At 68.1% G+C, this 24,361-nt stretch carries 23 protein-coding genes and 1 tRNA gene; 9 read left to right on the forward strand and 15 right to left on the reverse strand.

Annotated elements, in window-relative coordinates:
- Window positions 1–148: 148 nt before the first annotated feature.
- Entirely contained in the window at window positions 149–1,321 is a 1,173-nt protein-coding gene (locus ASG73_RS15515) for an acyl-CoA dehydrogenase family protein (RefSeq protein WP_055997671.1), read from the forward strand.
- Here ASG73_RS15515 and ASG73_RS15520 read toward each other — a convergent pair.
- From ASG73_RS15520 to ASG73_RS15535, 4 genes are all read right to left on the reverse strand, one after another.
- The gene (locus tag ASG73_RS15520) at window positions 1,305–2,717 is read right to left on the reverse strand and encodes a WS/DGAT/MGAT family O-acyltransferase (protein WP_055997252.1); all 1,413 of its coding nucleotides are present in this window, start codon (window positions 2,715–2,717) and stop codon (window positions 1,305–1,307) included. The genes ASG73_RS15515 and ASG73_RS15520 overlap by 17 nt on opposite strands.
- A 3-nt stretch (window positions 2,718–2,720) precedes the next feature.
- Window positions 2,721–3,653 (reverse strand): alpha/beta fold hydrolase, encoded by a 933-nt coding sequence (locus ASG73_RS15525; protein ID WP_082567306.1) that lies wholly within the window; start codon window positions 3,651–3,653, stop codon window positions 2,721–2,723.
- Window positions 3,643–4,476: an esterase/lipase family protein gene (locus ASG73_RS15530; RefSeq protein ID WP_200946881.1), complete on the reverse strand. Its 834-nt coding sequence runs from the start codon at window positions 4,474–4,476 to the stop codon at window positions 3,643–3,645. Before ASG73_RS15530 ends, ASG73_RS15525 begins: the two co-directional genes overlap by 11 nt.
- Before the next feature lie 72 nt (window positions 4,477–4,548).
- Window positions 4,549–5,889, reverse strand: coding sequence for an MFS transporter (locus ASG73_RS15535; RefSeq protein WP_055997259.1), 1,341 nt, complete (start codon window positions 5,887–5,889; stop codon window positions 4,549–4,551).
- 70 nt (window positions 5,890–5,959) lie between these two features.
- On the opposite strand from ASG73_RS15535, the gene ASG73_RS15540 reads away from it, so the two are divergent.
- From ASG73_RS15540 to ASG73_RS15550, 3 genes are all read left to right on the forward strand, one after another.
- Window positions 5,960–6,436, forward strand: coding sequence for a GNAT family N-acetyltransferase (locus ASG73_RS15540; protein WP_055997262.1), 477 nt, complete (start codon window positions 5,960–5,962; stop codon window positions 6,434–6,436).
- Window positions 6,437–6,519: 83 nt separating this feature from the next.
- Complete coding sequence (locus ASG73_RS15545) at window positions 6,520–7,446, forward strand: hypothetical protein (RefSeq protein ID WP_055997264.1); 927 nt, start codon at window positions 6,520–6,522, stop codon at window positions 7,444–7,446.
- Complete coding sequence (locus ASG73_RS15550) at window positions 7,443–7,820, forward strand: GntR family transcriptional regulator (RefSeq protein WP_055997267.1); 378 nt, start codon at window positions 7,443–7,445, stop codon at window positions 7,818–7,820. Before ASG73_RS15545 ends, ASG73_RS15550 begins: the two co-directional genes overlap by 4 nt.
- 6 nt (window positions 7,821–7,826) lie before the next feature.
- On the opposite strand, the gene ASG73_RS15555 is transcribed toward ASG73_RS15550, so the two are convergent.
- From ASG73_RS15555 to ASG73_RS15565, 3 genes are all read right to left on the reverse strand, one after another.
- Complete coding sequence (locus ASG73_RS15555) at window positions 7,827–8,489, reverse strand: hypothetical protein (protein WP_156466328.1); 663 nt, start codon at window positions 8,487–8,489, stop codon at window positions 7,827–7,829.
- 74 nt (window positions 8,490–8,563) lie between these two features.
- Complete coding sequence (folP, locus tag ASG73_RS15560; protein ID WP_055997273.1) at window positions 8,564–9,424, reverse strand: dihydropteroate synthase; 861 nt, start codon at window positions 9,422–9,424, stop codon at window positions 8,564–8,566.
- Complete coding sequence (locus tag ASG73_RS15565; RefSeq protein WP_055997276.1) at window positions 9,421–10,377, reverse strand: glucosyl-3-phosphoglycerate synthase; 957 nt, start codon at window positions 10,375–10,377, stop codon at window positions 9,421–9,423. The genes folP and ASG73_RS15565 overlap by 4 nt, the downstream gene beginning before the upstream one ends.
- A 70-nt stretch (window positions 10,378–10,447) precedes the next feature.
- On the opposite strand from ASG73_RS15565, the gene ASG73_RS15570 reads away from it, so the two are divergent.
- The 3 genes from ASG73_RS15570 to ASG73_RS15580 all read left to right on the forward strand — a co-directional run bounded on the left by ASG73_RS15570 (window position 10,448) and on the right by ASG73_RS15580 (window position 12,952).
- Window positions 10,448–10,864, forward strand: a complete 417-nt coding sequence (locus tag ASG73_RS15570) for a transporter substrate-binding domain-containing protein (protein WP_055997279.1) — start codon at window positions 10,448–10,450, stop codon at window positions 10,862–10,864.
- 345 nt (window positions 10,865–11,209) lie between these two features.
- A complete protein-coding gene (locus ASG73_RS17990; RefSeq protein ID WP_156466330.1) occupies window positions 11,210–12,100 on the forward strand; it encodes a hypothetical protein in 891 nt (296 codons plus the stop codon).
- 396 nt (window positions 12,101–12,496) lie between these two features.
- Window positions 12,497–12,952 (forward strand): hypothetical protein, encoded by a 456-nt coding sequence (locus ASG73_RS15580; protein WP_055997285.1) that lies wholly within the window; start codon window positions 12,497–12,499, stop codon window positions 12,950–12,952.
- A gap of 305 nt (window positions 12,953–13,257) precedes the next feature.
- On the opposite strand, the gene ASG73_RS17995 is transcribed toward ASG73_RS15580, so the two are convergent.
- Together ASG73_RS17995 and pyrE are read right to left on the reverse strand one after the other, a co-directional pair.
- Complete coding sequence (locus ASG73_RS17995; protein WP_156466331.1) at window positions 13,258–13,518, reverse strand: hypothetical protein; 261 nt, start codon at window positions 13,516–13,518, stop codon at window positions 13,258–13,260.
- A 231-nt stretch (window positions 13,519–13,749) separates the two neighbouring features.
- Window positions 13,750–14,283 (reverse strand): orotate phosphoribosyltransferase, encoded by a 534-nt coding sequence (gene pyrE / locus ASG73_RS18455; protein ID WP_055997288.1) that lies wholly within the window; start codon window positions 14,281–14,283, stop codon window positions 13,750–13,752.
- A 380-nt stretch (window positions 14,284–14,663) separates the two neighbouring features.
- Here pyrE and ASG73_RS17660 point away from each other — a divergent pair, with 380 nt between their 5' ends.
- The gene (locus tag ASG73_RS17660) at window positions 14,664–17,318 is read left to right on the forward strand and encodes an AAA family ATPase (protein WP_082567328.1); all 2,655 of its coding nucleotides are present in this window, start codon (window positions 14,664–14,666) and stop codon (window positions 17,316–17,318) included.
- A 555-nt stretch (window positions 17,319–17,873) separates the two neighbouring features.
- Window positions 17,874–18,353: a site-specific integrase gene (locus tag ASG73_RS15595; RefSeq protein WP_268766369.1), complete on the forward strand. Its 480-nt coding sequence runs from the start codon at window positions 17,874–17,876 to the stop codon at window positions 18,351–18,353.
- 20 nt (window positions 18,354–18,373) lie between these two features.
- Here the strand turns inward: ASG73_RS15595 and ASG73_RS15600 are convergent.
- From ASG73_RS15600 to ASG73_RS15625, 6 genes are all read right to left on the reverse strand, one after another.
- A tRNA-Thr gene (locus tag ASG73_RS15600) sits at window positions 18,374–18,446 on the reverse strand.
- A gap of 74 nt (window positions 18,447–18,520) precedes the next feature.
- On the reverse strand, window positions 18,521–19,243 hold the full coding sequence (locus tag ASG73_RS15605) for a transglycosylase family protein (RefSeq protein WP_055997296.1): 723 nt from the start codon (window positions 19,241–19,243) through the stop codon (window positions 18,521–18,523).
- A gap of 255 nt (window positions 19,244–19,498) precedes the next feature.
- Window positions 19,499–20,281, reverse strand: coding sequence for a transglycosylase family protein (locus tag ASG73_RS15610; RefSeq protein WP_055997298.1), 783 nt, complete (start codon window positions 20,279–20,281; stop codon window positions 19,499–19,501).
- A 142-nt stretch (window positions 20,282–20,423) separates the two neighbouring features.
- Window positions 20,424–22,109: a threonine/serine ThrE exporter family protein gene (locus ASG73_RS15615; RefSeq protein ID WP_156466333.1), complete on the reverse strand. Its 1,686-nt coding sequence runs from the start codon at window positions 22,107–22,109 to the stop codon at window positions 20,424–20,426.
- Window positions 22,106–23,827 (reverse strand): serine/threonine-protein kinase, encoded by a 1,722-nt coding sequence (locus ASG73_RS15620; protein ID WP_082567307.1) that lies wholly within the window; start codon window positions 23,825–23,827, stop codon window positions 22,106–22,108. The genes ASG73_RS15615 and ASG73_RS15620 overlap by 4 nt, the downstream gene beginning before the upstream one ends.
- A gap of 70 nt (window positions 23,828–23,897) precedes the next feature.
- On the reverse strand, window positions 23,898–24,326 hold the full coding sequence (locus ASG73_RS15625) for a CBS domain-containing protein (protein WP_055997306.1): 429 nt from the start codon (window positions 24,324–24,326) through the stop codon (window positions 23,898–23,900).
- Window positions 24,327–24,361: the final 35 nt, after the last annotated feature.

The raw sequence follows: 24,361 nt of genomic DNA on the forward strand, positions 1-24,361 counted from the left end.
GCCTCTGGTCTACCCACTTCTCGCGCGGATCACCACCAGGATCGGCCGTCGTGAAGGAACCCTCACGCAGTCCTCACCAGTGCTTCACCCGGTGGGCCCCTCCCGGGGGTCATGACGGGTGCCCCCTCGGGCTCGTAGAGTGCTCGACATGCCAGCAACCAGGCTCATGCCCACCGAGATCGGCGACGACCTCATCGAGCTCACCCGATCGATCTGCGACAAGTCGCTGCGGCCGCAGGTCGACGAGGTCGAGGCGCGCGCCGCAACGGAGGAGGTCTTCCCCCGCGAGGTCTTCCGCACCCTGGGGCGCGCCGGCCTGCTGTCGCTGCCCTACCCCGAGGAGCTCGGCGGCGGGTGCCAGCCCTACGAGATCTACCTGCAGGTCGTCGAGGAGATCGCCTCCGCATGGGGAGCCGTCGGGGTCGGTGTCTCGGTGCACTCCCTCACCGCCTACGCCGTGCACACCTTCGGCACCCGCGCGCAGCAGGAGGCGCTGCTGCCGGACATGCTGTCCGGGGAGACCCTCGGTGCCTATGCCCTCTCCGAGCCGCTCGCCGGCTCGGACATCGGCGCGATGACCACCCGCGCCGCGCAGGACGGCGAGGACTGGCGCATCCGCGGTCGCAAGGCGTGGATCTCGCACGCCGGCCACGCCGACTACTACACGACCTTCGCCCGCACCAGCGACGACGGCGGCCGCGGGGTGAGCTGCTTCGTCGTGCCGGGCGACGCCGCGGGCCTGTCCTACGGGGCCCCGGAGAAGAAGATGGGCCTGCACGGCGACACGGTGCGCGAGGTGATCTACGACGACGTGGCCGTCTCCGACGACCGGCAGATCGGCGACCTGGGTCGCGGCGTGCCGATGGCCCTCGCCGGTCTGGACGCCGGCCGTCTCGGCATCGCCGCCGTCGCCACCGGGCTCGCCCAGGCCGCCCTCGACGTCGCCGCGAAGTACGCCAACGAGCGCGAGCAGTTCGGTCGCCCCATCGCCAGCAACCAGGGTCTGGCCTTCCTCCTGGCCGACATGGAGGCCGCGGTGACGAGCGCCCGGGCGACCTATCTCCACGCCGCCCGGATGCGGGACGCGGGGCGCCCCTACGGCAAGGAGGCAGCGGTCGCCAAGCTCATCGCCACCGATGCGTCGATGCGGGTGACGACCGACGCGATCCAGGTGCTCGGCGGCGCGGGGTACACGCAGGACTTCCCGGTGGAGCGCTACTTCCGCGAGGCCAAGGTGACCCAGATCTTCGAAGGGACCAACCAGATCCAGCGGCTGGTGATCTCGCGCCACCTGCTCGCCGACCTCACCGGGCGGCGTTGAGCAGGACCTCGACCTCCGCACGCATCGCGTCAGCGAGCTCCTGCACGTCGGGCATGACGTCCCGGCAGGCGAGGACCCCGACGTTGAGGTTCTCGCCAAGCCCCTGCAGGGTGATGTTCAGGCCCAGGCCGTCGGTGATGATCGAGACCGGGTACAGCGCCTCGACGACTGCTCCGCCGAGGTAGAGCGTCACGTCCGGTCCGGGGATGTTGGACACGACGAGGTTGCAGGTCCGGACCTGCTGGAAGAGCCCGAGCTGGAAGAAGTTGCGCATCAACGGCGCCATGATGATGGGTGGGGCGAAGGCCAACCCTCCTTCGTAGATGTCGGCGGGCACGGCCGCTCCGCTGGACTTGGCCGCGACGGTGGCCGCGTGCGCTGCCGTGAGGCGCCGGACCGGGTCCTCGAGGTGGACGGGCAACGGGGTGAACATCGCCGTCACGGAGTTGCCGGCGGCACCGGTACGGTCGCCGGGCAGCGCCACCGGGATCATGGTCACGAGTGGCTTGCCGACCGACGCGTCGTGAGCGATCAACCACTGGCGTACGGCGGCTGCCGAGGCAGCCAGGACGACGTCGTTGACCGAGACCCCGAAGGCGTTCTTGATGGTCTTCAGGTCGGCCAGCGGCAGCTGGGTCAGGCCGATCCGCCGCTGCGCGGAGATGGCTCCGTTGAAGGGCGTGGTCGGGGCCCTCAAGGGACTGGTCACTGCCTCACCCGTCGAGCCCTTGGCGACCAGTCGACGCACCCGGGAGGCGCCGTTGATCGCCAGGGCCGGCGCATAGCGCACGAGCCCGCTGGCCAACCGCTTGGCATCCTTGGGCCGCTCGGTGATGCTCGATGCCGCCCTGCCGAGGAGGTTGAGCCCACTCGGTCGCCTCGACGGCTCGTGGACGGCGGGCTCACCGGGCATGATGCCGGGCTCGAGGTCGACCAGGGCGGTGAGCAGCTCCACCCCGGAGAGCCCGTCGAGCATCGCGTGGTGCACCTTCATGTAGACGGCGCAGCGACCCCCTTCGAGTCCGGTGATCAGGTACGTCTCCCACAGGGGCTGCGTCATGTCGAGGGGTCGCTCGTGGAGCCTGGCGACGAGGTCGACCAGGTCCTGGCGACCACCGGGTGCCGGGAGGGCGGAGGCACGCACGTGGTCGTCGAGGTCGAAGTCTGGGTCGTCGACCCAGTAGGGCCGGTCCAGACCGAAGGGGACCATCTGCAGACGTTTGCGGAAGAGCGAGAGACGACCGACGCGCTCCGCGAGAAGGGCCCGCAGGTGGGCTCGGTCGAAGGGCACACCGAGGCCGTCCGGGTCGAGGACGACGATGCTGCCGACGTGACCTGTCTGGCGCGGCGCCTCCAGACTTAGGAATGCGGTGTCCAGACCTCCCAGACGCTCCACGGTTCAGCCCCCCACGATCTGGGTGCTGGCGAGCCAGGCGCTGATGGCGCGCTCGGTCTCCTGAGGCACCTCGAGCATCGGCACGTGCCCGACCCCGGGCATCTCGACGTACTGCCAGCCGGGGTTCATCCGGGCGGCCCAGCGGGCGGACGAGACATGCACCAGCCGGTCACGGTCACCCTGGATGAGCAGCACCGGCACGGTGATGTCGGCCAGCCGGCGACGGACGGTGCTGCGTCGCGCGAGCGCGGCGATCATCGTCCTCGCTGCCAGCTTGAAGGAGTCGTTGAGCTCGGCGAAGCCCTTCTGCGCCGCGGCCAGGTCCACGTGCGCCTCGAAGACGTCCTGGTCGAGCCGGTCCCACTGGGCGATGCACAACCGCAGGACGGCCGCGACCTCACCGGCGACCGGGAGGGAGCGACCTCGGCGTGCTCGGGCAGAACGACGCGCTGACGCCGCCACCAACGTGCCGAGGCTGGCCAGCTGGGCGTCCGGCCGGCCACGTGGTGCCGGCAGTGCCGGGTCGATGAGGACGACGCCGCGCACCGGGGTGTCTGCGCGTGCCGCGACCAAGGTGGTGATCAGGCCACCCATGGAGTTGCCGACCAGGATGACCGGTTGACCGACGACCTCGGCGATGAAGCGCCGCACCAGCTCGGCGTTGTCCCCGACGGCGGCCGACAGCTGGGTGCCGCGGGTGAAGCCGAAGCCGGCGAGGTCCAGCGCGTAGACCCGGTGGCGTGAGCGGAGTCGGTCTGCCAGGGGTAGCCAGTTCAGGTGGCTGCCCCCAAGTCCGTGCACCAGCACGATGGCCGGGGCCCGGTCCGGGCCGTCGAAGTCGACGTAGTGCACCGTCCCGCCCAGGTCGACGGTGCGGCTGCGGCCTCCCCACGGAGCGGCGATCTGCGGGATGGACACCTGCGGTTCAACGGGCATGGATGACCTGTTCTTGTGGGTGATCGGGCGGTGGGAAGAAGGGGGCGAGCAGGCGCGGCGGGACGAAGGGGGCCCACTCGCCCTCGGCCTGGGAGAGCCGATCGACGATGGCCCACAGGACGTGCGGGTCGAAGCCGATCCCGAGGTGGCTGGAGCGGACCCTGATGTTCTCCGCCGAGGCACCCTGCGGCTCGATGCAGTGACGCCAGGGGACGATGCCGTCGAGCCGGGAGTAGATCGAGGTCGAGGGGACGCTGAGCGGGCGGCGGATCGCCTCGACGACGTGCTCACGCCCACCGTCCCACACGTGCAGGTGGGAGTAGCGCGCGAAGGCCCGGTCTGCACGGGACTCCCCCGGGTGGCGAATCCGGTAGGGGCTGGCCAGGGTGACGACCTGGCGCACGCTGTCGGGGTGGCGGTGGGCGAGCTCGCGCGCGTAGAGCCCGCCCAGGCTCCACCCGACGATCGAGACCGTGGAGCGGTTGCGCCTGGCGATGCGTTCAACGGCAGCCGGCAGCTCGGCACCCACCGCGGGGGTCGGCCCGACATTGCGCCCCAGGTGCCATCTGTACGGGCGATAGCCCAGACGGCGCAGGACGTGCCGCATCGCGAGGGTCGAGGCGTCGCCGGCCATGAGACCCGGCAGGATCAGGACCGGGTGGCCGTCTCCTCGCGGCGCGCGACGCAACCAGGGATAGGCGAGCAACCACGCGTCCACCGCCACGACCACCCGGGCAGCCTCTGCCGCGGTGAGCACGAGGCTCGGCTTGGCGCCGGCACCGTCGGGGCCCGACGGCCGCATCTCCTCGGTGAGCGCAGTCATGAGGAGTGTCTAGTCCACGGATCCTCTCCGCGGGGTTACCGACGCGTATCGCCGTCGGATTGTGATCACGCGTCAGTCGTCATGGTCCCGGGAGATCCCGGGCAGCAGCGCGTCGCCGTCCCGCAGGGCCTCCATGGCGCCGGGGTGGCGGGACACCTGCGCGAGGCTGCGCTGGCGGTAGCGCAGGATCATCCACGCACCGAAGCCCCACATGAGGAACTGCACGCTCATCGCGATCCGGAAGTCGTCGAGCGTGTAGGTCTCAGGACCGTCAGGTGCCAGGCGGTCGAGGACGAGGCCGATGAGGGCCATCGTCACCAGTGACGCGACGAAGCCGCCCATGTTGACCACCCCGGACGCGCGCCCGTAGCGCTCGCTGCGGTGGAAGCTGCGGGCGAGGTCGAAGGCGATCATCGACCCCGGGCCACCGACCGCGGTGACCGCGACGAGGATGACGAGCAGCCACAGCGGGGAGGGGCCCGGCATGGCCAGGACGATCGCCCAGACGAGGGCGATCGCCCCGACGACACCCAGTGCCATGACAGAGCGGTAGTACGGGTGGCGGCCGGTCCACCGGCCGATGGTGGGTCCGGCGATGAGCGCGACGAAGGTCATCAGGGTGAGCAGCGTGGACGCCTGCGTGGGGCTCAGCCCCTGCCCCGACACGAGGAAGGGGTAGCCCCACAGGAGCGCGAAGACGGTCGGGGCGAACTGGGCGGTGAAGTGCACCGAGAGGCCCAGCCGGGTCCCCGGGTCGCGCCAGACCTCGGTGAGGCTCTCGCGCAGGGCGCGGATCTTGATCCGCTCGACGGCGCCCTTCTCGTAGGGCGAGTCCTTGATGAAGAGGACCACGCCGATGAGCAGGAAGAGGCCCAGCGAGGCGGCGATCGTGTAGGTGCGGGTCCAGCCCCAGCTGTGCAGCGCGGCGCTCAGCGGGACCGCTGCGGCGACCGCACCCATCTGCCCGATCATCCCGGTGACCTGGGTGACGACCGGAGCCTGCCGCACGAGGAACCACAGGGCGACCAGCCGCAGCAGCGAGGTGAAGACCATCGCGTCGCCGGCACCGATGAGGGCCCGTGCCGCGAGGCCACTCTGGAAGCTCTCGGCGTAGGAGAACCACAGCTGGCCGGCCGTCATGCAGACCAGGCCGCTGGCGATGAGTACTTTGGAGCCGAAGCGGTCGAGGAGCACCCCGACGGGGACCTGCATGCCCGCGTAGACGGCCAGCTGCAGCACGGTGAAGGTGGCCAGCTGGCTGGCGTTGATCCCGAACCGGTCGGCGGCGAGCAGGCCCGCGACGCCGAGCGAGGTGCGGTGGAAGACGGCGAGGACATAGACCGCCAGCCCCATGCCCCAGATGGCGTAGGCGCGGCGGCGTCCGATGTTGTGCAGCTGGACGGTCCCGGTCACTGGATAGATGATACGAATCGCTGCAGGGAACAGACAATCGTCGTTCCACGCACCGGACCGGGAGACGCCCATGGACACGATCACCACCGACGCCGACGGGGACTTCACGGTCGCCCGCGCCACCCGCGAGGACGTGCCGGACATCGTGGATCTGCTGCGCGACGACGAGATCGGTGCGGGCCGCGAAGGCGTCGACCTCGCGCCGTACCTCGCCGCCTTCGACGAGGTGGACGTCGACCCTCAGCAGCTCCTGGCGATCGTGCGGGGCGAAGGGGGTGCTGCCGCCGGCACCCTGCAGCTCACCTTCGTCCCCGGCCTGTCTCGCGGGGGCGCGAAGCGCCTGATCGTCGAGGGGGTGCGCGTCCAATCGAGCACTCGTGGGAGCGGCCTGGGTGCGGCGCTCATGGAGTGGGCGCAGGAGCAGGGCCGCTCGCGCGGAGCGACGCTGGTGCAGCTGACGAGCGACAAGCGGCGGGCCGACGCGCACCGGTTCTACGAGCGGCTGGGCTACGTGGCGACGCACGAGGGATTCAAGCTCGACCTCTGATCCTTGTGTCACCCACTTGACACAATCGAGGTCGAGGGAGGACGCTTCCTCTTGTCCCAGCCGCCTGACACAAAGGTGCAGCCATGAGCATGGTCCTCCTCCTCCCCTTCGTCCTCATCCTCGCGATGCTCGTCACCGTCGTCGCCACCCTGCTCACCGGCCATCGCACCTCGGTCGTCGGCATCAACGAGCACGTCGATCTCGTCCGACTGGCTCGCCGTGCGCGCATCTGGCTGCTCGCGGCGCTGGCCGTGGCCGTGCTCGTGTGCCTCGCCGTGCCGCTGCTCGGGCTCGGCGGGGGCGACACGGCGTCGGCCATCGCGCCGGCCTTCGCGGGGACCCTGGTCGTCGCGGTGATCTGCCTGGGTGAGGCCACCTTCCGCCGGCCGATGACCCTCACCCGTAGCGCCGCCCTGCACCCGCGACGCCTCGGCGACCTCGTCCCGCGGGGGTGGCTCATGACCACCGCGGCGGCGCTCGCCGGCCTCGCCGCGACCCTCGGCATCGGCACGCTCTACGGCAGCCCCGACGATCTCGGCAGGGCCGGGCGAGCCCTCACGGTCGTCTGCGACGGCGTGACGCACACGCGCACCCCGTGGCCCGGCAGCTACTACGGCGCCCCGATCGCGCTCGCCACCGCGGTCAGCGTGGCCCTCGCTGTGGCGACCTGCGTCGTCATCGCCCGTCGGCCCAGCCCCGCGGCCGAGAGCGCTGCGCTCGACACCGGACTGCGCCGGTGGTCGATCGCGGCGGTGCTGCAGTCACTGACCCTCGGGGCCTGCCTGACCCTCGTGCCCGTGCTGCTCATCATGGCGATGGGCGCCCGATCGGCCGATTGCGCGCCCGGCGGGTACGGGCTGCTCGCGACCGTCTCGCTCATCGGCGCTGGCATGGCCGCGGTGCTCGGGACCGTCGCCCTCGCGGGCCTGTGCACCGGACCGGGCGTGCGCGTGGACGATGTCCCGCCCCCTCAGCGCGGCGACACGGCACCGGTGGGGGTGCCGCTGTGAGCGTCGCCGTCACGATCGACCTCGTCGACCCGACACCTCCCTTCGAGCAGGTGCGCCGACAGCTGACCCTGCTCATCGAGACGGGTCAGCTGGTCACGGACGAGCGGCTGCCCTCGGTCCGTCAGCTCGCGGGCGACCTCGGCCTGGCGACCGGCACCGTCGCCCGGGCGTACAAGGAGCTCGAGGGGTCCGGTCTCGTCACGACCCGCCGCGGCGCCGGGACCCGGGTGGCGTCGCGCCCGGAGTCCGCGAGCCCGGCCGCGGTCACTCTCCTGGAGGACGCCGCCACGTCCTACCTCGCGCGCGCAGCCGTCCTCGGCGCGACACCCGAGCAGGCGGCCCTCGCGCTGGAGCGGGTGACTCGCCGGCGCTGAGCCGGGTCAGACCCAGCGGGCGAGCAGGTACTGCACGCCGAAGGGGGCTTCCTCGGACACGAGCTCGCCCCGTAGGCCGGGTGCCGCGGCCGCGAGCACCTGCAGCGCCGGTCGGCCGCGCATCCACAGTCGTTCGCAGGTCGCGGGGTCGAGCGCAGCAAGCGCGGGCGTGTCCCCTGCGGCCAGCGCATCGGCCAGCTCCAGCGCGAAGGGAGCAGCGTCCAGCTGGAGGTGCCCCGGCGCCTTGTCGGTGAGCGTCGCCGGGCCGTCGGCCACGCAGACGAGGAGCGTCGACGGCCCGTCGGCCAGCTCGCGCCCCAGCTGCGCGCACTCCTGGGGAGTCGCGTCACTCGCGATCGAGTGCAGGACCAGCTCGCCCCCTCCAGAGGGGGCGAACATCCGACCGATCTCGACGTCCGTGGGCAGGGCGCCGTCGGGGACGCGGCCGGTGGTGAAGCGGGCGGCGCCGGACGGCGCGTCGGTCGGCCAGGTCCGGGTGGACTCCCCCGCACCGATCACGACGACGCGGGTGACCCCCTTCGTCACGGCAGTCTCGAGGACGAGTTGGCGGGCCCGCTCACGCAGGTCGGCGAGCGGATCGGCAGCGCCCCCGATCCCGGGCAGCAGGGCCGGGGCGGCCGGGACGACCACTGCAGCGACAACACTCATGCTTGTTGACCGCGAAGGGTCCGTCCTTGAGGGCACGGCTCGTTCCTCGCTCGCGCCCTCACTCCGCACCCCGCTCATGCCAGACCTCGGATCGTGCGGGCCGGCGGGCGTTCGCCGCGCAGCGTAGCCACCATGTCGAGGACCTGCCGCGTCTCGGCCACCTCGTGCACGCGGTAGATCCGCGCCCCAAGCCATGCGGAGACGGCGGTCGTCGCGAGCGTGCCGATGAGCCGCTGGTCGACCGGCTTGTCGAGGGTCTCGCCGACGAAGTCCTTGTTGGACAACGAGACCAGCACCGGCCAGCCGGTGTCGACCATCTCGTCGAGGCGGCGGGTGACCTCGAGGGTGTGGTGGGTGTTCTTGCCGAAGTCGTGGGCCGGGTCGATGACGATCGACTCTCGTGCGACGCCGGCTGCGAGCGCCCGCTCGGCGTACCCGAGGACCCCGTCGAGGACCTCGGCCATGATGTCCCGGTCGAATCCGGTGCGGAAGGGGCGGGTCCGCGGCTCCACGCCACCGGTGTGCGTGCAGATGATGGCCGCGTCGTGCCGGGCCGCGACGTCGACGAGCGCCGGGTCGGCGCCACCCCAGGCGTCGTTGAGCACGTCGGCCCCTGCGGCACAGACGGCTTCGCCGACCTCTGCCCGCCAGGTGTCGACCGAGATGACCAGCTGTGGGTGTGCTTCGTGGACGCGCGCGACGAGACCGACGACGCGGTCGACCTCCTCGGCGACGTCGACCTCACCACCGGGCGCGGCCTTGACCCCACCGATGTCGACGATGTCGGCGCCCTGCTCCACGACGAGGTCGACGCGCTCCATCGCCTTGTCCTCGGCGAAGGTCGCGCCCTTGTCGTAGAAGGAGTCGGGCGTGCGGTTGACGATCGCCATCACGAGCATCGCGTCGTCGGCGAAGGTGTGTCGGCCAAGCCTCATGCGAGTCCCTCGGAGTAGCCGCTCTGGGTCACGGCCGGCGGCCGCTGGACGAGCGGGACCGGCCGGGTGCGCCACCCGCCCTCCCGGGTGAACTGCTGCAGCTCGTCCGCGACGACCTCGACGTCGCGCGGCTCGCCGTCGCGGCGGGCGTGGACGACCGCGAGCAGCTCGGCGGCCATGACCGCGAGGTCGTGGTCCTTCTGGTGGCGGTGGGCGCGAGCGCCGAGGTCGACCTGGGCGATCGCGCCGAGTCCCAGTCGTCGGTGGGTGTCGATGAGCGAGGCGATCTCGACGCCGTAGCCGGTGGGCACGGTGAGCGACTCCATGAGGGCGCGGCGGGCCGCCCACTCGCCGGCGAGCGGCTGGACGACACCGGCCAGGTCGGGCCACCACAGGTCGAGGACCGGGCGGGCGACGAGCTCGGTGACCCGGCCCCCTTCGGTGCTCGGGGACTGTCCCGGCACGTCGAGCACGCGGTCGTACCAGCCCTTGACGAGCATCGTCGCCGGGTCCGCGGTCAGCGCGCCGACCAGGCCGGTGACGAAGTGCGGCCCCCACTCGGTGAGGTCTGCGTCGACGAAGACGAGCAGCTCGCCCGAGGTGACGAAGAGCGACTTCCACAGAGCCTCACCCTTGCCGGGGTGGCTGCCCAGGTGGGCGGCGATCTCGTCGGACCGGTGGACGGTGGCACCCGCGTCGGCGGCGACGGCCGACGTGTCGTCGTCGGAGTCGGAGTCGATGACGACGAGCTCGCTGACGAGCGGCACGCGCTCGACGAGCTCGCGACGCAGGCCGGTGACGACCTCCCCGACGGTGGCGGCCTCGTTGCGGGCCGGGATGACGACGGTGACCCGCTCCCCCTTCGCCTCGAGGTGTGCGACGAGGTCGGCTGCGGCGAAGTCCCCATGGACATGGCTGTGCCTGGCGAGCCATTCGCGAGTCGGAGCGCGCATGCAGGACAACCTCTCGACGGGACGGGGCCGTGGCGGCCCCAGCCCATCGTAGGCAGGCATCATGGGGCCCATGCGCCGACTCCTCGCGATGGCCCTGCTGCCGCTCCTGCTCGTGGCGACGGGCTGCTCGGATCCCGGCTCGGCGCTGTCGCGCGCCGAGAGCACGGGGATCCTGAACGTCGGCGTCGTCGACAACCCGCCACTGACCGTGCCGGACGGTGGCGGCGACGTCAGCGGGCCGGCCGCGGACATGATCACCGGGTACGCCGACTCGATCGGCGCCCACCCGAGCTGGCAGGTCGGTGAGCTCGACGCGTTGGCGTCTGCCGTGGACCGCGGCGAGGTGGACGTGATCATCGGTGCCGACGGCCCCACGAAGGGGGTCACCGCCACCTCGTCGTCCGCGACCGGTGGCGTCGTGCTCGTGGGTGAGCAGGAGAAGCCGCTGAAGGACTCGATCAACGACTGGCTCGCCCAGCGCGGCTAGCCCACCGCCGAAAGCAACTCCCCCAACCCGCCGAGACTCGGGCTGTGATGGCTATCCGCGGCGAATAGGCGACATAGCCCGAGTCCCGGGGATGGACCGTGAGAGTTGGCGAAGGGAATTGAACCCTTAAACCCTTACTACAAGGGGGGCTGCGTGATCGGACCTACCCCGACGCCACCCGCACAGGCTGAACCCGGATACGTGCAGGTGAAACGCCTACGTGAATCCGACTGTCCGGGTCGCTCTCGGGGCGGGGTGGGAGATTGTCGGGGACACTACGCAGAGGGGCTATGGAGGGCGGGGCACGTACTCAATGTTGTCGCGTCAGCGCCCTACCATCGGCATATGACGTCTTCCGAGGCCGGCCAGCTCCTACATGAGCTCCGGGAACAGCACGACCTCTTGGAGCGCGTCGCGACGGGTACGTCCATTTCCGAAGAGAACGACACCTACAGGGAGCGAAGAGACCTCCTCGTTCCCCTGCTGACTTCCTTGGGGCAAGACGACCCGTTCCCTTGGCGGGATCTCTGGGCCTATTGGAACGACGAAGCGAAGCCTTTGGCGACGCACGCCGCCAGGCGTTCCAGTCTCAACGCCCGGGTTGCTTCGCTGGAATCCTTCTGTCTAACCGCTGGTTCCCGGATCACGCCCCCAGACGTCGACGAGTGGTCTCCTGACGACGAGCTCCCCGCGACATGGACAAAAACCCTCGCTCGTCTCGACAGCATGAAGTCAGAGTTCAAACGATCGGTCGATTTGGACGACTACCAAGATGTCGGCCGTCGCTGCCGCGAAATCATCATCGCTGCGACGGACCTGGTTCATGATCGTGGGATGGTGCCGGAGGGCCAAGAGGCTCCAAAGCAAGGCGATGCCAAGGAGCGCATGAACCAGATCTGCGCTGCTCTCCTCCGAGGACCGACTCACGAGAAACTGCGTGCTGTCCTCCAGAAGACCCTGCAACTCGCTCATCACGTCACTCACAGCGGGAGCGTCACGCGTTTGGAAGCCCTTGCAGCAGCCCAAAGCACGATCATGCTCGTCAGCACGCTACGAGAGCTCGAACGCTTGGCCGCAGGTCCACCCAACGACCCCGGCGACGCCGACGGCCCGGTGGATCCGGACGATCTGACCGATCTCGCCGCCGACTATTGGAATCCGAGGTCTGCCGAGGATGAGCCCAACGAAGGCGAAGACTCTCCCGATGTGCAGTTGTATGACCAGACAGGTGCCTAGCGAATCATTGCGTCGTCCGACCGCTGAAGAGGGTGGGGATATGCCCTCCAGGCTGCAGCACACCCTGAGGCGTTTTGTTATGCCCGGGACCACAATCGCAGGGCCACGGATAGGCTGAGCGAGCCATCTCGCGATGTCGGCCTCGTGTGGTTGCGTACGCAAGAGGGAGAACAAGTGCCGACGCCGTCCCATGAGCAGTGACGGGGCCCTGTTCCGCTCGAACTCCGCTGCAGCTCAGCCATATCGGGCCCCGACGATCCCTCGAAGTCTCGCTACACGCGCCTGAGGAAACTGGAAATCTTCGCGGCGAGTGTAGCCTCAGTCTCGACAGCATCTACCAGCTCGCGAGAGCCATGAATGTGTAAGGCGCGCGAACTCGTCTAGCGAGGAGGTGCGATGTCGAAGCCGAAGGTCACCGGCGTCAGCATGTGGGGGTTGGACTGGGAGTACGTAGCGTCCAACAAGGATTTGGCACGGCGAGTGCTCGTGTTCCTTGAAGATCGCCGTGTCATCACTGACCACCCCGACCGTGAGGACTTCGACAGCACTCGCGAGTCGGCCGACCAGATTCGCAAGTTCCTGACGCTCGAGATCATGAACGTCAAGGCTGGCGGCGAGCTAGAACGCGCCCTCAAGGCGATCCGGACGGCGAGTAGGGCCTTTGTAGACGCAGCCGGGCAGGACTCCAAGTTGTTCAAATCGGACCATCGGTACTTCAAGATGACGCTAGTGGCGTACCGAGAGGTCGTTGCGAGGCAAGTGGCCGCCATCTCGGTGAACTTCAAGTTGCCCATTACGGACGAACTCGCGCAACTCTTGGCTGAGCACGACCTCTCCTCACACCAGACCTAACGTGGCGGCCCCTACGCCGGCGGGGCTATGGGGTTGCGGAGTGCAGGGACGGGGCCTAAGAGCGTCCCGTAGGCCGCCCGCCTGCGGGCCTAAGAGCTGGCGAAAGGGCTTGGACCCTCAACCCCTGTTTCCCTCTGGCGCTTTTCGGCCTAGTGCTCTTGGGCTGCTTCCCCCCCGGTTTTCCGGGCCTCTCGGCGTGCGTTCGGTGCGTCGGCTCGGGCTGGCCGGGGGGATCTAGGGACCAAAGTGGAGGCGAAAGTGGAGGGCTGGCCGGACGGCTGCCTCTCAGCACGCAGGAGCTGTCGCTAACGCTTCCGCCGCTGACCGGGGAGGCCGCCCGACACCACGGAACGCACACCAGGAGCGGCGTCGAAGCTCTCGATCTCGCCCTGGCTCTTGACCATTCGAGGAAGTCCCGGATTGCGCTTCCCGCTTCTCTCGACTTGGCCACGCAGGTTTGCCAGCAGCTCAGCCTCTTCCGGCGAGATGGTGCCGCGGCGTTCTTTGGCCCGCAGTGGCGCCATCTTGTTCCTGATGCGCGCCTTCCAGCACTTGTCGTATGGCATTGCGTACCTCCTTGGCAGCAAAGTCTGGCAGGCAGCAGCACCGTGTCGGACAAGACAGACCGATCAAACCGCGCCGCCGACCCTGTAGCGGAGCAGAGGAGCCCTGCCGCAGTGGCCGTGTCAAGGGTGGACGGAGTCCATTACGTAGTGACACGGAGCGCCCTTGATGCGGTCCGGAGGTGGGCGGAGAGTGGAGCGGAGGGTCGGAGGCGTGAAGGTGACGTGCTCGCTCTACTGGTGTGCTCGGTCCAGGTCGGCTCGGGTCAGCAGGTAGCGCGTGGTCAGGTCGACGTCCGACAGTGCGTTGCCGGGGTTGGGTCCGCGGTCGATCGCGCAGATGACGGTCTCGACCGTGGCGCCTGCCTCGCGCAGGGCCAGGGTGGCGTCTCGGACCGCGCCACCAGTGGTGATGATGTCCTCGACGATGGTCACGCGCCGCCCGTCGACCTCGGCGCCCTCGGCCAGTCGTTTGGTGCCGTACTCCTTGGCCTTCTTCCGGACGAACAGGGCGGGCGTACCGGTCAGGCTGCTGAGCATGGTGGCGAGCGGGATGCCGCCGAGCTCCAGTCCGCCCAGGAGGTCGGTGTCTTCGGGGATGAGCGGGACCATGCTCTCGGCGACTCGGCGAAGGAGCTGCGGGTCGGACTCGAAGAGGTACTTGTCGAAGTACTCGGTGGCGACCTGGCCGGAACGGAGCGTGAAGGTGCCGGTCAGGCGGCAGGTCTGGTCGATATCGCGGGCAAGTTCGCTGAGGAGGTCGGCCACGAGGGCATCGTCCCATAGGGGTTGTTCGGCAGAGCTGGCGTCTGACTTCCGGGTCGGGCGCCCTTTCTGTGCCGTGCGGGGCTCGGCCCGACGCCGCGCCCGGAACGGCCGCAGGCCGCACGCCCGGCACGGCGGCGGGCCGAAGGCCCGCCGGGTCGCGCCGGGTCGCGCCGGAGGCGCGCTTGAGTCAGTAGAGAAAGTCCTCACGCCTGCTACGACCGTCCCGCCGGCAGCAATAGTCTTGAAAGCTAGGAACGCCCGTGTCGCCTCGACAAAAATAGCTGCGCTGTCCGTACGAGGCTGGACCGGTGTTTGTCGACTACTCCCTGTAGGATCCCACTCATCAAAATGGGCGAACATGAGGAGACCCGGTGAATGGAATGGCTATTCCCATGACGCGTGCACGTCTGTATGTGCTTATTGATGCTTTTGAGCGAGACATGCGGACACTTTTAGGTCGCTTTATGCATCCAGAATTGACCGAGGAAGAACTTCTGGAGAATCTGTACGATAAGGCGTTGACGCGACAACGGGACGACGCTTCCGGATCGCTGGACACTCCCTTAGTCGAGTATCTTGACCTAAGGGAAGCGTACGACTTGCTTAATAGACATCGAAAGTTCCTTCCCGAAGAATTGGCCCGCGAAATCCGAGAGTGCACTGCGAGCATGGACCGTCTGGTCGGCATTCGACGCAGAGTCATGCACCCGAGGCCGCTGTTAGCCGATGACGGGGAAGCCGCGCCAATGATCCTCAATCAGTTTTCGACTCGTTTTTGGAGCGAGACGCGGCGCGTTTTATCTCAACTGGATACCGACCCGTCCTGGGAACCTCTTGTAACCCTAAGTCAAAGCGATACCACCACTCTCCACAACCTCCCCTTGCCAGACTATGACGAAACTGGCTTGATCGGCCGGTCGAAGGAGGTAGCACACCTCGTCGAAACCGTGAAACGTGGTCGAGAGTCAGTTATAACGATTATTGGCGAGGGCGGCATTGGCAAGACGGCATTGGCCTTGGAGGTTGCCTACAATTTGATCGATGATTCAGACGAACCCTTTGACGCGGTCCTTTGGACGTCCCTCAAGTATGAGCGATTGACGGCGCAAGGGGTCGAGGAGATAGCCAATTCCGCGCGCGATCTCACGAATGCGATAAGGCCGCTAGGGGCAACTTTCGATGCAAGCTTCCAAGGCGGCCTAGAAGACTTGTCGCAAGGGTTGATAGGTCTAAAAACTCTCGTCGTACTTGACAACTTCGAAACAATTGGCGGCCTTGAGTTCACTCAACTTTATGAAACGCTACCGGACTCTGTCAGGTATCTTGTCACGAGCAGAATCGGCGTTGGGCAATACGAACGACGATTCCCGTTGGAACCGCTTGACCAAAAGGACAGCCTACGGCTCTTGAATGACTTTATTCGCGCGAGGCGACTGGCAAGTCTGCAACGGCTTTCCGGACAAACACGTATTGAGATAGTCACTAGACTTCGCAATAGCCCTCTGGGGATCCGCTGGTTTGTCCTCGCTGTTGAATCTGGCAGAGATCCACTCAGTTTGATCCGCGATCAATCTGAACTCTTGGAGTTTTGCGTTCGGTCGGTGTACGACGCCCTCAGCGCGCCTGCCAAGGAAGTGTTATCTGCACTTTCGGTCCTTGCGCGGCCTGTTACCGCTGATGAGCTGGTCGTTTTGCTTGACATTGGGACAGATGGAGTCAACGTGGGCCTACAAGAGCTCATTCGGGGTTCGTTGGTACGTCGAGATGCCGGAGGCGGTAACGAAGACCTAGCACTACGGGTTCGACTGACCGAAACCGCAAGTCTATTCTTGAGCAAACGTGTCATAGTCGATCGTGATTACGCTAGGCTTGTTGGAGATCGCGAGTCCAAGTACCGCGCCAATGAAGAGCGGCGCGTCGCTGATGCCAAATCGAGATCACTTGCTCCCATTGTTGTGCGGACTAGTGGACCTCAAGATATACCCACCGCTCAAATCTTACGTCGTGCTCTTTTAGCGTCTCAGAATGGCAATATCGAATCAGCACTCGAAGATGTCGAGACCGCACAACGACTCAACCCAGAACTGTGGGAAGTCGACCGCGTGGAAGGTTTTATCGTTGCGTCCGCAGGCGACGCAAGTCGAGCTCTCCTGTGTTATGAGCGAGCGTACCGAAAAGCGCACGGAGAAGGCCGAGGCGTCGTGGCGCACTTCTTGGCTGGGCATTTGGCGCGCAACGTTCGGGATTTGCAAGCGGCCATAGTGTACGCCCGCGAGGCCAACGATGTCCTGGGCACTCATGATACGGCTGTCGCGCTGGGGAACTACCTTGTCTGGTACGGAGACTTCGAGGAAGGAGTCAACTTGATCCAGCCCGCCACCGTCGCCGCACAAGGGAAGGCGCAACTGATTGCGGTGAGCAGTCTCGCCGGAGCTTATCGGCGATGGGGAGAGAGCGCAGGAAAAGACGAACGAAACCCTGTTCTCGAATATAGGCGTGGCCTACAGGGCCTATCGATTGCTCTTGCCTCTTTAGAAACTGGTGTCGCAGACGAAAGAATCCGCAACATCGCCACTGAGTGCGCCATAACCACTTTGCATGGAGCGACCGCGGCCTTGTCTGACGGCATCACACTTCCAGACTTGAGCGAGACGCTCGACCGTTTAACCAAGAGTCAAGTGCGCTTAACTCGTACACCTTCTTGGGATCGCCTAGGAATCGCAGCTCAACGGTTAACGCTACGATCACGATCCGCAGCGTCCCAACGGCTAATGAGAGAGATCACAGAATTGGGTTCTGGAACTAGTTTCGATGAACCGAGTTCCAGGCGCTACTCAGGTGAGATCGTTTCCCTTCAAAGTGTTTATGGCTTCATTCGTCACCCCTCCTTGCCTGAGAACATATTCTTCCACAAGGATGACTTGGGTATCGGGCAAACGTTTGACGACCTTCATACAGGAGCATTGGTGTCATTCGACCGGCAAGAGGAAGAGCGCGGGCCAAGAGCAGTGAATGTTGTCTCGGAGCCGATTTAATGTGTTGACTGACCGATACCACTGCGGCCGATTGGGCGTCGACGTGTTGGCCCGGTGCCGCTGACTTGCAATTCCCCGCTATGGAAAATTCCCTAGCGGGGAATCAACACGTTCTTCGCGGTAGAGGGTGCAATTGGTTGAGCCCGTTGGCGACGGGGCAGAGGCCAAGGCCTTTCGTGAATGGAAGTTCTCCACTGTCCTTCGGGAAGGCCCTAACCACGACGTTGATCGGCTCTCCTGATTTGATCATGGCGCATAGCCGGCCAGCTTGAGAAATCGCGTACGTTCGAGAATCCCTGACGTACGAGGTTATTACAGGAGACGCTGTAGTGGGGCTGACCGTGCAAGCTCGGTACGTCGTACGCGCTACTAACTGCACGCTCATCTGTCATGCGCCAGATACGACTACTCTCCAGCTGATCCGACGAGGCGATCGAGGTCCTCATTCGACCAATCTCCGGTCGGCAACTGGCGCCCATCGATCGCAACCTCTTCCGGCCCATCACGGATGAGAAGTTCGGACACTCGCCGACCGGTGATGCCCCCACGGCTGCCATATCTGATAGGACCTCTTGCAGTGACTTACGGGGCCGCTCTCGAGGCCCCTCCGCGGCTGGGCAACGCCGTCTCCCCCTTCCTCAGTGGTGCGTGGCGATGCTGCGGCGACGGGCTGAGGTCGGGGTGGGTCCGGACGAGCCGGTCTTCGGCACCATCGACGGCGGCTTCCGCGAGCCACGCACGGTGAGCCGGTGGCTCTACGAGGTCCGCGTCAACAGTGATCTGGAGTGGGTGACGTCGCACGCCTGGCGCAAGACGACTGCGAGCATCCTCGACGGGTCGGGCGTGACTGCTCGGACCATCGCTGACCAGCTCGGCCACTCGCGGGTGTCGATGACGCAGGACGTCTACCTGGGCCGTGGCGAGACCGACCCACGGGTGCTCGCGGCCCTCGAAGCGGTCGACCCGCACACCGCTGCCGAGGTCGAAAGTGGAGGCATAAGTGGAGGCTTCGGGCAGGAGCAGGGCCATGAATGATGCGCTTTCCCTGCTCAGAGAGCTGGCGAAGGGACTTGAACCCTCAACCCCCTGTTTACAAGACAGGTGCGCTACCAATTGCGCCACGCCAGCAAGCCACGGACACGAAGACCGGGACCGCGGCATCGTAGCCCGCGGTCCCGGTCTTCATCGAGTCGGTGGTCGACTCAGAGCACGTTGTTGTTGAGGTAGGTCTGCAGGCGGGTGGTGGTCTGCGGCCCCCAGGCGCCGTCGACGTCCGCGCCGACCTTGCGCTGCAGGGCCTTGGTCGTCATCGGGCCGATCACGCCGTCGGGCGAGGACCCGACCTTGCGCTGCAGCGCCTGCTTGTCCGCCGAGTCGAGGTAGCCGTCCATCGGGCGACCGCCCCACTTCTCGATACCGGCGTTGGTCTTGGGGCCCATGACCCCGTCGACGACAAGGTCACCGTCGGCGGTGACGGGCGGACGCGTCGTGTCCCGCGAGGGGCGCTCTCCGCCGGTGTACGGGTCGACGGCCAGGCCGTTGGCGACGGTCAGCCCGGCGCGCACGGAGCAGACCGGCCAGGCACCGGGGCCCTGCACCTTGAGCACCTCCTGGGCGATCTCGATCTGCTGCGCACGAGAGGCCCGGTCGGCCGTGTAGGCGTACTTCTGCCCGCCGAAGCCCTTCCACGTCTGGAAGGAGAACTGCAGGCCGCCGTAGTAACCGTTGCCGGTGTTGATCGACCAGTTGTTCGTGGACTCGCAGGCGGCGACGCGGTCCCAGACCGTGTCGGCCGCGCCTGCGGTGGAGGCGACCACGAAGCCACCGGCCACCAGGGAGCCGGCAGCGACGGCGCCGCCGGCGATGCGCAGGCGGCGGCCACGTCGGGAGACGGGCTGGTCCGGGAAGTCATTGGTGCTGAACATGAAGAGTCCTCGTGTCGGCGAAGCACGGGCAGGGGGTCCCCCGTGCAGGTCCGAGAGCGACGCTAAGGACTCAGCAGTCACACAGACAACATCTGCCACGTAAATACATACCTGTAACTCACGACCCTTCGTCACCTGTGACATCGGCTCCACAGGCGGGTTCAGGCATGACGAAGGGGGGTCCGCACCGTGTGGTGCGAACCCCCCTTCGAGGAGGTGATGAGCTGGTGGACCAGCTCGTCAGCCCAGAGTCGCTCAGCGAGCGTTGAGGTGGTTCTGGAGGGCCTTGGTGGTCTGCGGGCCCCAGATGCCGTCCTGGTGGGCGCCGACGACCGACTGCAGCGCAGTGGTGGTCTTCGGGCCGATGATGCCGTCCTGGATGGTGCCGACCTTGGCCTGGAGGGCCTTGACGTCAGTGGCGCTCAGGGCGCCGTCCTGGGCGGTGCCGACCCAGCTCTCGATGGCGGCGTTGGTCTTGGGACCACGGATGCCGTCGACGATGAGGGAGCCAGCGGCCGGGGTGCGGACCTCAGAGCGCGAGGGCGCCTGCGGGGCCGGAGCGGCCTGCGGGGCGGGAGCCTCGGTCTTGGGGGCCGGGGCGGGCTCGGGGGCCGGGGCCGGCGCGGTCGAGCCGCCACCGGTCATGCCGTTGGCCTTGGTCAGGCCGGCCTTCTGCGAGCAGACGGGCCACGCGCCGGGACCCTGCGTCTGCAGGACCTTCTGCGCGATCTCGATCTGCTGGGCCTTGCTGGCCTGGTGGGCGTTGGCCGCGTACTGGCCACCGCCGAAACCCTGCCAGGTCTGGGAGGTGAACTGCAGGCCGCCGTAGAAGCCGTTGCCGGTGTTGATCGACCAGTTGCCGCCGCTCTCGCACGCTGCGACAGCGTCCCAGACGTTGGAGTTCGTGGAGGCGGACGCGCTCTGCGCGGTCGCCATCGAGCCGAGGGCGACAGACGCGCCGGCCACGGCGACACCGGCGATACGGCGGCGGGCGGGCGACGACTTCTCGACCAGGGAGTGCTTGGGGGAGTAGAACATTCGGTGGTTATTCCTTCCACGAGGTTCAGGGGGCTTCGTGGTGAAGCTGCCAGAAGGTCTGGCGTCATTCGCGGACGGCGGGAACGTTACCTTCCCGTGACCTAATGAGTCAAACAAGCGTCAACGAGCCCCCGGCGCGGAGTCAGACGATGTCCCAGCCGTCTTCGTCCCGGCCTGCGCCATCCTGCGCCACCGTGGCCCGGCGCCGTTGTGCCACAGGGGCATCCAGCGGGGCGGCGAGGCGGTCGCCCAGGGTGTTACCCGTGGCGACAGCCATGATCACGCCGAAGGCGCCCAGCACGCTGAAGAGGCCAGCCGTCGAGTTGGCTCCGTCGGCGACGGTCGACTGACTGCTCATGTGGTACAGCCCGATGAAGATCGCCAGACCGGGGTAGAGACCGAATGATGCCGGCACCGACAGGGTCAGGGCAGGTGCGTCCATGCGCAGCGCGATGTAGCGCGCGAGGAAGCCGATGGCCACGGCTGCGACACCGGTCGCGGTGACCCGGCCGATACCCAGATGGACGAGACCGGCCGCGGTCGCGACACCGACCGTGCACAGGACCGCCGAGGGGAGCATCATGCGACGGCTCCCCTGCAGGGTGATCGAGCCTGCGAGCCCGATGAGCGCCGACCCACCGAGGACCAGCGGCAGGCTGGCCGAGGCCCAGGCGAGCTTGTCCAGCGGCGGCGGGATGAGCCCCAGGTCGAGCAGCTCACCGAGCTGGAGCGACAGACCCAGCCCACCCGCGACACCGACGATGAGGCCGAAGGTGTGCAGCAGGACGGCGAAGAGCCGCGCCGTGCCCGTGACGGGGAAGCCCGACAGCACGTCCTCCATCGCGGAGATCAGGGTGCGCGATGGCAGCAGGGCGACGATCCCACCGGCGACGATGAAGGCGAAGTCCGCGGGTGAGATCGGTATCAGGCCGTAGGTGCCCAGGATGTAGGAGCTGAAGGCGATCAGCGTGGCCGTGGCCCCACCGAGCGCCCCGAGGTAGAAGTCGGGCAGGTTGAGCCGGTGGACGAGCCCGGCCAGCAGGATCGTCACGCAGGCCGCGACCGCGGCCACGACGACACCCGGCAGGCTCGCTCCGAGGATCAGCGCGACACCGCTGGCGACGCCACCCTCGGCGAGGGTGACGAACCAGTGCGACCACATGCGGGGGGCCCGGGAGATCTCGCGCAGCTGGGCGTCGGCCTGCTCGACGTCGATCTCGCCGGAGACGAGGTCATCGACGAGGGCGTGCGTCATGGCCAGCCGCGCATAGTCCAGTCGTGGCTGGCGCACGACCCGCAGCCGCGAGATCGTCTGGCCCGAGGCAGTGCGGCACTGCAGGTGCATCGACTGCATCGTCAGGTCGACGTCGAGGTCCTCCAGACCGGCGGCCACGCAGACCGCGATGGTCGCGGACTCCACGCCGGCCGCGCTGGACCCGGAGCGCAGCATCAGCTCGGCCACCCGCAGCGCCAGCTCCATCGCGTGGGCGGCGGCCCTCTCCTCGGCGACCGCTCGGGTGACACGCGGGTCGCGGTAGGGAGTGCCCCGCAAGGAGCCACGCAGCGGGATCGTCTCGGTCGGCTGATCGCCGCGCAGGGTCGGACGCCGCCTGGGCTTGGGTTGCGGGTGCTGGGGGATCGCACCGGTCTGCGGCTCGCTGCGCCGCTCCGGACGGCGACGTGGCCTCGGCTGTGGGCGCTGGGGCAACGCGCCGGCGTCGCTCCCGCCGCTGCGCTGGGGCAGCGCGCCGGCGTCGTTCTCGCCACGCGGAGTCGACCAGCGGCTCGGCCTCGAGCCGTAGGGCGGGGGCGGAGGGGGCGTGGTCATCGGCCGGGGAGCTGGTCCGGGCTGGGCAGCGGCGACCCGAGCGAGGGCCACCACGAGACGTCGATGGCCCCGACGGCGAGCGCACCGAGCACTCCGACGGCAAGGACGAGGAGTGCGGCCACGACCACCAGGCGCAACGCGGGCGGACCCGTGACGCTCCGAGCCATGCTGCGACTCCCCCGGCGCAGGCTGGGGCCGCCGGGCCCCCACCAGCCGATGAGCAGCGCGAGGAGGGCGCCCACGGCCAGCGGCACCGGAGAGTCCAGACGCACGCCACGCCCGTCGACCGTGCTCTGCGCGAGCGCGGTCGCGAGAACACCGGCAGCGCCCACGGCGAGCGGTAGCAGCGCGGCCACGACAGTCGTCACAGCTGCGCCGACGAGCTGCAGCGGCGCCGAGGCGACCGCGGCCACGCCGTCACTGCGACGGCGGCCGAAGCGGTGACGGCGACGCACGGTCGCGGTCATCGAGCGGTCGATGGTGCGGGCCGACCAGGACCAGCAGACGGCCACTGCGAGCCCGACCCACGGGAGCGCGGTCACCAGCGCCACACCCCCCACGAGGAGCGCGGCCAGGACATCACTGCGTCGGGCCTTGCCGATGCGCGGGTCGCCGGGGCGTTCGAGCATCCCGGCTTGGGCACCGGGACTCGGACTCGGGCTCGGTTGCGTACCGGGCCACGGTGCACGTCCGCCCGGCGCCGGCGCCGGCCCGGGGGGCGTCGGGGCAGGAGCGGGGTCGGTCCAGTCGCCCTGCCCCCACGGGGCGGGCGGCTCGGCGCGTGGTGCAGGCGCGACGGGCGGCAGGGCTCGAGTCGCGTCGGGACGCAGGACCCGGGTGCGCTGCGGGAGCACCTCGGTCACGGGCCTGCCGCGCGCCCACGCCTCGAGGGCCATGAGGACCTCGTCGGCGTCGGGTCGTCGGCTCGGGTCCGGAGCGAGGGCGGCGTGGAGCAGCGGCGCCAGCTGAGGGTCGACATCGCGCAGATCGGCGTCGCCACGGCAGACCCGGGCGAGGACGGCCTCCATCCCCCCACGGCCGAAGGGGGAGCGGCCGGTGGCGGCGAAGACGAGGGTGGCTGCCCAGCCCCACCAGTCCGTGGCAGGGGTGACGTCACCCCCTTCGACCAGCTCGGGCGAGAGGTACCCGGGAGTGCCCATCACGAGGCCGGTCATCGTCATCCGCGAGGTCTCGGCCACGTGGGCGATGCCGAAGTCGATGACGACCGGGTCGTCGTCGAGCAGGAGTACGTTGCCGGGCTTGAGGTCACGGTGGATGACACCGACGTCATGGATGGCGCGCAGGGCCTCGGTCAGGCCGCGCGCCAAGGTCAGCAGGCTCTCCGCACCGAGCGGCCCGTCCTCGCGAACACGCTGCTCGAGGCTCGGCCCGGGGACGTAGCGGGTGACGATGTAGGGCTGGTCGGCCTCCAGGTCCGCGTCGAAGACGGGCGCAATCCGCTGGGAGCGCACCCGCGCCAAGGTGTCGACCTCGCGGGCCAGTCGGGCCCGGGCGTCCTCGTCGTGGGCCACATGGGCGCGCAGGACCTTGATCGCCACCGCTCGGCCACGGGCGTCGAGAGCGAGGTGGACGATGCCCATCCCGCCCTGCCCCAGCTGCTGGAGCACCCGGTAGGGACCGATGGTGTCGAAGTCGCCCACACCCACATCCCCGCGCCCGTCAGGGGCGGGGTCGTCCCCGAGGAGCTGTGTCGTCATGCCCCCAAGAGTAGAAGGCTTGGCATGGGAGGTGTCGGAGCATCGCCTGTGTGCCTCCTGAGGGTCGGTGCTACTGGGTGATGTAGGCCTCGAGCTGGTCGCGCTCGGCCGACAGGTCGCGGATGCGGTGTGCGACGACGTCACCGATGCTGACGATGGCCACGAGCTTGCCCTCCCGCACCACCGGGACGTGTCGGACGCGCCGCTCGGTCATCTGGGTCGCGAGGTCCCTCACCTCGTCGTGCTCGCCGCAGGTGTGGACCTCAGCCGTCATGATCGCGCTCACCGGGCCCTCGAGGACCGCGACGCCGTCACGATGGATGCCGCGCACCACATCGCGCTCGGAGACGATGCCGTCGACACTGCCCTCCCCGGAGGAGACCACCACGGCACCGATGCGGTGCTCCGCCAAGAGGGCGAGGAGCTGACCGACGGTGGAGTCCGGCGTCACGGTCACGACGTCGGTGCCCTTGTTGCGCAGCACATCCGAGATCTTCATGTATCGACGTTACTGGTCCGGGAGCGTCGGGGGAA

The organism is Janibacter sp. Soil728 (assembly GCF_001428305.1).
In the GTDB taxonomy this organism is placed as follows: Bacteria; Actinomycetota; Actinomycetes; order Actinomycetales; family Dermatophilaceae; genus Janibacter.